The sequence below is a fragment of the Streptomyces sp. NPDC001709 genome, assembly GCF_053596375.1.
Genome location: NZ_JBSFGB010000061.1, coordinates 21891 through 30083, shown reverse-complemented (window position 1 = coordinate 30083; position 8193 = coordinate 21891). Strand labels below are relative to the sequence as shown.

Sequence of the window (8193 nt, the reverse complement as noted above, 5' to 3'; positions counted from 1 at the left end):
GGCCTCCGCGAGATCCAGTACCGCAGCAACCTCATCGATGGATGTCTCGCCGAAACCGGCCTCACGTTGACGACATCACGCCAACAAGGTCAGTAGCCAGCCACGGTCGGTATGTGCGGCTCACCCGGCCGTGTGGAAGGCGTCCGGGTGGCAGCGCGGGCACTTCTCGCCCGAACCCACGGGGCCGAGGGTGCGGAACCGCGGATTGAGGCGCGCGGCTATCGTGTGCTCGCCACACTCGCCGCACCACTCCGGCAAGCTGGGGCGAGATGTCCCCCAACGCCCCTCGATCGGGACCGTGGACCGCTCGACATGCTGGACGAGATCATTCCAGCCGCGCGATGCCAGCTCTCGCGCCCGGTCGCACAGCCACCCTTCCGGCAGGCCCTGCGCCAGTAGCTCATCGGCCTGACGCTCCAGTTTGGCCCGGGTGCCTTTCAGCACGGGCCGTGCGAGAGCAGCCGCGTACGCGGCCACGATTCGCGTCCCTGCTGCTTGTTGCTCTGACGGCTCTCGCTGCTTTGGCACCTTAGCCACTGAGGTTGTTCGGCTTGTCTGGGGCGCAGCGTTTGTGTCTCTCTCTCCAGCCGTGTCGTCGCCGTCCGGAGTGGGCACACCCGCTCTGTTCTGAGAGAGAGAGTCTTCTTCACCCCCGGAGGGGGAGGAACCCCCTCCGGGGGTGTTGTTCTTATGCGGGCGATTTTCCAACCTTGGCTCGTCCAACTTAGGTGAATCGGATGTTGGCTCTGAGCTGGGAGTTCGTCCGTCGGCGTCCAAGGTGCGATTTTCGCATGTTGGCTCTGACCTGCGGGCTTCCTTCGGGACGTCCCACCCTGGAGACAGGATGATCGAGAGGCCCTCCGGCATGTCGGTGATGTAGTACTCGGACTCGCCGAGACGCCCCAGTTCGTCGCGCTCGCGCCGCCGCTGGAGGTAGCCGAAGGTGATCAACTCCTTTAGGCCGGTCCGGACAGCCGACAGCCCGTCCGTGGCGCACGCTGTGATCGACTCCTCAGAGACACCGTATCCGTCTACATGGGTGCTGATCAGCCCGAAGATTCCTTTCGCCTTGAAGCTCATCCGCGGGTCACGGAACACCGCGTTGTGGATCTGGGTGAACTGCCGTTGCAGCACGTCGGCGGCCATTGGGCCGCGCTTGATCCGGCCAGGGAAGCTCATTGCGTCACCCCCCATGCGACGTGCAGCTGGTCGATCTCGCCCTTGTCCAGTGGTTCCGCATCGGCTGATATCATTTGCGAACAGTGACTTCTCCGCCAGTAAGATCTATTGCTCACCCCGACTGCCCCGCCAGAGCGGCGGATTGTCAGCTCCGTCGGCATGCTGCCTCAGCGCATGCCGGGAACGACGGCACGACGTCGGTGTCAATGTGCTGTGCAATCTGGTCCAGCGCACTGTGACAGCTTGGCCCATCGGGTCCAAGGACCACGATGTGTGCGATCCGATCGTCTATGGTCGCGTTTGCTTCATGCGTCACATGGTTGCCGACTTGTTGGGTGAGAACGATGCGGTCAAGAAGTGGCTGGCGGTTTACATGAGGGTGCACTGCTAGACGACGCACGTAGCCCGTTGCCCCGGGGTAGAGGAACTGGATAGCTGCTGCTCGCTGCCGGGTGGGGATGACATTTACGGTACGGCCGGTTGACAAGTCAGCGGCAATTCCTGGCAGGTCTATTCCGGTGGCCTGCTGCACTAACATCGGAATAAGGTCATCGGCGAGATGGGCGCTAACGTCGGTGATGCGGGGCCCAGTTGGCGTGAACATCATGCAGACATTGAGCACACCGAGCGTAATGCCCAGTGCCCGTATGGTACGGGTGACAATCTGCCGTAGTATGGGGTTGTGCAGCAGTGTGTCATGCGCGAAGATGCAGTGGCGCAAGACCTGGAGGGCTGGAGGCGGGCCAACCACCGTACGGGTTATGGCAGCAATTCTAATGTCTGCGTCATCCAGAACGATCGCTTCAGCGGAGACCTGGTGCCCACACAGGTACTCCTCTATCAAAGCGCTTTCGCATCGATCGATGGGCCTGCCTGTCCGGTTCCCGGCGACTAGTTCGTATGCCGTGCGGACCTCGGCCGGGTTATGCACGTGTAAGGCAATCCTGCCCCGTTTTCTCGTCGGCTTGATCAGGGCGGGGTATCCGAGAAGCTCCGCCTGAGCTGCTGCCGATTGGGCATCCAGCACTTCTGCCCAGCGCGGCTGTGGCACCCCATGCCGTGTGAGCCGTCTTCTGAGTTCGGCAAGGTCACTGCAGGCCGCCAGTGCTTCCAGCGGCGAACTCGGCGTTTGGAGCAGTTCAGCGATCAGTGCCGCTGTACCAAGATGCTCCGGCATGTACGTGAGCACACCACGCAGTTCATGGCGGGAACGATAGCTCTTCACGGCAGCGACGGTGCAGACGGGATCGGCGAGATCGACCGCTATGTGACGTACCAGGTATTGGCGCGCCCACGCCGGCACCGCGGCATCAAGAAGTATGACGGGGTGCGAAGCGGCGATCCGTGCCAGGCGGAACTCGTTTTCACCAGCGCGGGAACCGCCGGCCCCAAGGAGGCATACGGGTTCAGACATTTCTACCTCTGACGAGAAGTCGGCTCGAGCCTGGCCTCCCAGTTATTCTCGATCGACGCTTCAGGTGCGCCTTCCGGGCTCCTGGAGGACCAGTTCCATTACCATGTCGACACTCTCGGCGCGCTGATGACCGTCTAAAGACCATGCACGAGGACTGGGTGGCCGACGTCAGGGTGGTACTTACACTCACACACCCTGCCGACGGTCTTGCGCGTGCCCACACGTATCTGCCTTTTGAGCGGGGCGGGGGGCCTCTTTAATCACTTGTGGGACTGTCCCAAACCATTGGAGGAGACGAGCGGTAGACCGCCTGCTCGCCCTAGCATGTAACGGCCCAGCCTCTAGCATGGGTTGAGGTTCTCCATCGTCAATCGGTGAGGTTCAGCCTCATCCACAGCGATGAAGTCACGATCGGTGAGATGTCGCACATTAGGCCAAGTTGGCGCGCGCATGCACAGGCCTCCAATCCAATGCTTGGCATCCAAACCGATGACTAACGAATGACGACATGAGGGACAGCAGCTGGCGGGACGCCGTATCGCAGGATCGTGCTACGGCCGAACACCACTGTCAACGATCATTTTCAGCAAGGAAACGTTCGTTCCGACGGGCGAGTGCGCGCGTCAGGAGTGGCCCCTCGAGAGCGTTTGCCGAGTTGGGCTCCGGTAGACGACACCGGACGCCATCACACACAGACCGAGGCAGCTCGACCTCTGCCCGATGCCGGAGCCCTCGAGCTCGATATGCGCCCCGGGAGCTGCCTGATGGCAGACCACGGTAGAGCCACCAGGTCGGGCCAATGAAGGCGCTAGCCGCCGAAATCGCAACGCACCCGATCGCCGGACAGCGCCGACACGCGCAAGTCCGTGAGGGAGTGAGGTTGAGGCCGACAACGCGGGAGGGAACGGCACAGCTCAGGATCCGGCTGAGCGCAAGTCACCGCCTTGAGTTGATGGAACGCAGTGGCACGCCACGCTGGCCGGGTACCGAGCGCCAGCATCTCCCCCTGGCCGACCCCGCCTAGAAATTGGGCCTTTGTCTTCATTGCGATCGATCGTTTTTGGCTTGAAAACGATCGTTGAAAATCACACTTCCTGACTGGCCGCCGCCGACTGTATCGTCGCTACCAGGAGCCGCCCGCCTGACATGACGTCAGACCAGCACCGGGCTCCGCCACTTGTGGCTGATGTCGCAAAAAACGATCATTGTGGAGCACGCCACGTCCCCGTAGGGTGCGGTACACGAGTGGTCTCGATATTCCCGGAGGTACACCGGTGGAGAACCCTCTCCAGGAGACACTTGAGCGCCTCAACAGGTGCATCGAGGAGCAGAATCTCAGCAGATCCGACCTGCTGGACGTAGGAAGCCTTGCCGGCAGGGCGGCGCTACCGGAGTCAACAGTCGCGGCGCTCTTGCGTTGCGAAGACGTGGCTGCCGGAACCGTTGAGGAGCGTGTCACCACGCGCATTAGGGCCCTCGCTTTCGCCCGTCACGGCGGGGACAGGAGAAAGATGGCCGACCTGGTTAACGAGATGGTTGACCAGCTTGGCATCTCTGCCCCGTGGGCACGTAACGTGCTCAACGGGGACAAGATGCCCAACGTGCGCCTACTTCACGACTTGGCCAAGTTCTTCGATGTCGACGGTGGCGAGGGCTTTTTCACCCGGACGCCGGCAGAATCCCTTAACCGTATCCTCGTGCCCGTCTTGGAGAGGTACGAGAAGCCGCAGCCACAGGACCCGATCCTCGAACTCATGAAACAGTACGGCGTAGTGCGTACAGATTTACGGCGTCACGGCACCATGACACCTGAGCAGTTTCACCGGCTCATCGACGGCGTCTTGAAGTCCCTGACTTCGGAGGAGGAGCGGTCGTGAGCGCGAGGGCCATGAAAAAGCTGCTCGCGGAACTTGGCCAGGAGGCAAAGAAGCAGATCACACGGCCTGCGGACCCTCGAACCGTCATGACAGCATTCTGTGAAGCTCTGAGCAAGCGTCGCAACCGGCACATCGAACTGGTTTTCCGCGTCTTTCCTCCAGACATACCCGTTTCCGGAATGCGCCTCGACTGCGGCAGCTACTCCGTCATCGTTGTCGAGGAACGCGCGGTCCCCGAGTCTCAGCTCGTCATCCTGGGACACGAGCTCTGGCACGAGGAACAAGGTGGCTGCGGCCACCACCTCGCCGGTGGCATCCCCGCCGCTGCGCGCAGCCTCACCAGCAACCAAGCGCCCGAAGCCCTTCAACGGGCTGCGGAGCAGATACTCACGGCCCAGGAGGTCCCCCGCGACGCGCTTCTAACTATCGCCGCACGCGGTGATTCCCTGGACAGTCATGAAGTGGATGCGGAGACGTTCGGCCTGCTCTTCGGCAGGGAAGTTCGCACCTGGGTGACTGGCCCATACGCTCAAGGACCAGTCAGCAGTGAGACGCTCGAAGGCCGCATCAATCTGTCCATGACCAGCCATGGCGGGCGCGTGCTGTGAGACTTACGGTACTGCACCTGCCCTACGCGCTTCCCACCGCCCTGCTCATGACGGCTTTAGTCCTCAAGTCGCCAACGATCATCCGGTCCTGGAAAGACCCCAATGCACGGGCAACATGGTTCGTCTTGCTTTTCGCCTTGGCCGTTTTCATCTCCGTGACGCACATCCACAAGATCAACGTCATCACTGGCGTCCCGAACTTCGCGGGGCCATGGACGTATTCCATGATCACCGCATTCTGCGGTGCGTGCCTGACCATGATCATCACGTGGCGGGAAGAACCTTCGTCACGACGCCGCCGCAGGATCCGGTGGGTCTGGGCCATCTACGCTGGCGTCATTGCCGCCTTGTGGATGACCTTCCTCATGGCCGACGTACCCGTTGAGCGCGACTACGACCTCGACACCTACTACGCCAACACGGCGTGGATGCGCGAACACGTTCTCCTCTACCTGCTTGGCTACCTGATCTCGACGCTCGTCTCCGCGTGGATGATCTGGACCTGGATCTCTCACGTCAGCTCCCGGTGGCTGAAAGCCGGTCTCGTCTGTCTCCAGGTCGGCCACGCGCTCGGGCTGGTCTTTGACGCTGCCAAACTGATCGCGATCGGCGCACGATGGGCCGGGACGAACTGGGACTACCTGAACGTTTCCGTTGCCCCAGCGTTCGCGATCCTCGGCGGTTCTCTCATCGCCGTCGGCTTCCTCCTGCCCGTCTGCGGCCCGTTCTTGCAGACGTGGCCACGCGAACAAGCCACGTATTGGACCCTGCATCCGCTCGCACGAGCGATTCGGCGCGTAGCTCCGTCGGCGGCGAAGGCGCGCGTCGGTCGCTTCGCGCCTCTCGACCTGCGGCTCATGCAACGCCGGCAGCACATTCAGGACGGGCTGTTGCGGCTCGCCCCCTATTACGACCAGGACCTCTACCAGCGAGCGTACGAGGCAGCCGCCACCAGCCACAGCCACAGCCAGTCGAAGGCCCGCAGGCTCGCGGGAGCTGTCGCGATCCGCGCCGCCCTGCACGCCTACAGCCGCCAGATTCCGCATAACGCCGGCGACGAGCCTGCACAAATCAGCCGGGAAGTCACTAGCCGCATCGAGTCCATCTCAAGGGCTCTCTACTGGCCCCGCAGTGTCGACAGCCTTCTTCGAAGGCTGACCAGCCCAGAAAGCGTGACCGCACATGCCTGACAGAGCCACCACCAGCCGACCGACCGTCATCGTCATCGGCGCCAGTGCGACCGGGCTCTTCGCCGCATCCGCACTCGCAGAGTTCGCCGACGTCACACTCCTCGAGCGCGACATTCTTCCTCGTACCCCCGAGCGCCGCCGCGGAGTTCCCCAGGCGGATCACGCACACCTGGTGTGGAGCGGGGGCGTCGCCGCGTTCAACGACCTGCTGCCCGGCGTCGTTGAAGAGGCCGTGGCCAGCGGCGCGCGCTTGGTGCACATCATGGGTGACATGGTGAGCCGCGCCCCCAACGAGGTGTGGTTCCGCCGCTTCACCTCCACCCACCACAAGAATTTGATCTCTTCCCGACACCTGCTGGACCACGTCCTACGAAGGCGTGTTCTGGCGGACCCGCGGATCACGCTCCGCCAGAACACGACTGCGCTCAGCCTGGCAGGCGCCGTCGGCGCTGTCACCGGCGTCCACGTCCAGGCCGCCAGTGGCGCGGAGACCCTGGCGGCTGATCTGGTGGTCGACGCTTCCGGCCGCGGTTCCCATGCCCCGAGATGGCTCCAGGAGTTGGGCCTGCCGAAGGTGACCGAGACGGAGGTCAATGCTGGCGTCCGCTATGCAACCCGCCTCTATAAGGCGCCCGGCACTACCAACGTGATCGACTTCCCCGTCATCAACGTGCAGCCGAACCCTGCCAAGGCGCCCGGCCAAGGAGGAGTCATGCTGCCCATCGAGGACGGCCGCTGGATCGTCACCCTCTGCGGCACACGCGGCGGCGAACCCACGAACGATCCTGACCTCTTCGTGGACTTCGCGCTCGGACTCGGTGATCCAGTGATAGGTGAGCTTCTCAAATCCGCCGAACCGATAGGGGACGTCGCTACCAGCCGCAGCACCGCCAACCACCGCCGCCACTACGAGAAGATGCGGCGGTGGCCCAACGGCTTCATCGTCCTGGGCGACGCTATCGCCGGTTACAACCCCATATACGCCCACGGCCTCACCGTCGCCGCACAGTGCGCCATCGCCGTCCGCAATATCCTGCGCACTACAAGCCTCACGGCCCCGGGCACCGCACAACGCCTGCAGCGGGCCGCGGCCCGACCCGTCTCCGCCGCATGGAATCTCGCCGTTGGCCAAGACGCCTTCTATCCCGACGCCACCAAAACCCCACCCAGCGCAGTCGAGAAGGCCCTAGCCCGCTACGTCGACCGCTGCGTCACGACCGGCGCATCCAATCCGAGGGCCCTCGGTGCCCTTCTGGACGTCATGAGCCTTGAGAAGCCGCCCACCCGCTTGTTCTCGCTTGACATGCTCGGACCCATGCTCTTCGGTCGCAAGAGGGAGCACCTTGCCGGGCCGCCACTTCGAGAAGATGAGCGCCATGCTGCCCAGGCCTCCTGATGGGCTGTCGATACACCACCTCGGCGGACGTAACCTCCGTAACAATGGCTATTGTCGCTCGGCCCGTACTGTTACGACCAACGAGATACGCAGGCGTCATCAATCTATTGCTGTCCCACCACGCCCGCACGGAGACGCACCAACGCCCGCCTCGACGGGGGATTGCAAGGCGGGCGGTGGTGCACCTCAGTGTGGCACGAAGGCCTGAAGACGGTACTCCCGGGTTTGTGTCAGCCTGTCCAGAGCAGGCAGAACAGCGTGGTCCGCTCGACGCACGGGTTCACGAGCGGTACAGCCAGACCACGCCGGCGAACTGGGCTTTCCGGGACACCTTGTCGTCGATGCCGTACGACTCGGTCGCAGTGTAGGGGTCGACCGCGAGGGCCTCGGTGAGATCGAGGAGAGCGAGCTGTCCCTCGGGGGGAGAGCGAGGACGAGGTCGACGGCGTGCGGGGAGCAGGTGACGTGCCAGGTCACGTGGGGCTGGCCTGCCGGTCGCGGCAAAGCTGCTCCATCTGTTCCCTCCAGG

General features: G+C 63.2%; 6 protein-coding genes. 4 read left to right on the top strand and 2 right to left on the bottom strand.

What is annotated here, in order from left to right; all coding sequences use genetic code 11:
- Window positions 1-120: 120 nt before the first annotated feature.
- Both ACWC0C_RS44565 and ACWC0C_RS44560 read right to left on the bottom strand, forming a co-directional pair.
- Window positions 121-1146 carry a hypothetical protein gene (locus ACWC0C_RS44565; RefSeq protein ID WP_450870621.1) on the bottom strand — a complete coding sequence of 342 codons (1026 nt, stop codon included), beginning with the start codon at window positions 1144-1146 and terminating at the stop codon, window positions 121-123.
- A 178-nt stretch (window positions 1147-1324) separates the two neighbouring features.
- Complete coding sequence (locus ACWC0C_RS44560; protein ID WP_450870619.1) at window positions 1325-2593, bottom strand: ATP-grasp domain-containing protein; 1269 nt, start codon at window positions 2591-2593, stop codon at window positions 1325-1327.
- Window positions 2594-3867: 1274 nt separating this feature from the next.
- Between ACWC0C_RS44560 and ACWC0C_RS44555 the strand changes: the two genes are divergently transcribed.
- Genes ACWC0C_RS44555 through ACWC0C_RS44540 form a run of 4 tightly spaced genes read left to right on the top strand, consistent with a single transcriptional unit; the run spans window position 3868 to window position 7664 of the window.
- On the top strand, window positions 3868-4470 hold the full coding sequence (locus ACWC0C_RS44555; RefSeq protein ID WP_450870618.1) for a hypothetical protein: 603 nt from the start codon (window positions 3868-3870) through the stop codon (window positions 4468-4470).
- Window positions 4467-5078, top strand: coding sequence for a toxin (locus ACWC0C_RS44550; protein WP_450870616.1), 612 nt, complete (start codon window positions 4467-4469; stop codon window positions 5076-5078). The genes ACWC0C_RS44555 and ACWC0C_RS44550 overlap by 4 nt, the downstream gene beginning before the upstream one ends.
- A 47-nt stretch (window positions 5079-5125) precedes the next feature.
- Entirely contained in the window at window positions 5126-6268 is a 1143-nt protein-coding gene (locus tag ACWC0C_RS44545) for an MAB_1171c family putative transporter (RefSeq protein WP_450870614.1), read from the top strand.
- Window positions 6261-7664, top strand: a complete 1404-nt coding sequence (locus ACWC0C_RS44540; protein WP_450870612.1) for an FAD-dependent oxidoreductase — start codon at window positions 6261-6263, stop codon at window positions 7662-7664. Before ACWC0C_RS44545 ends, ACWC0C_RS44540 begins: the two co-directional genes overlap by 8 nt.
- The last annotated feature ends 529 nt before the right edge of the window (window positions 7665-8193 follow it).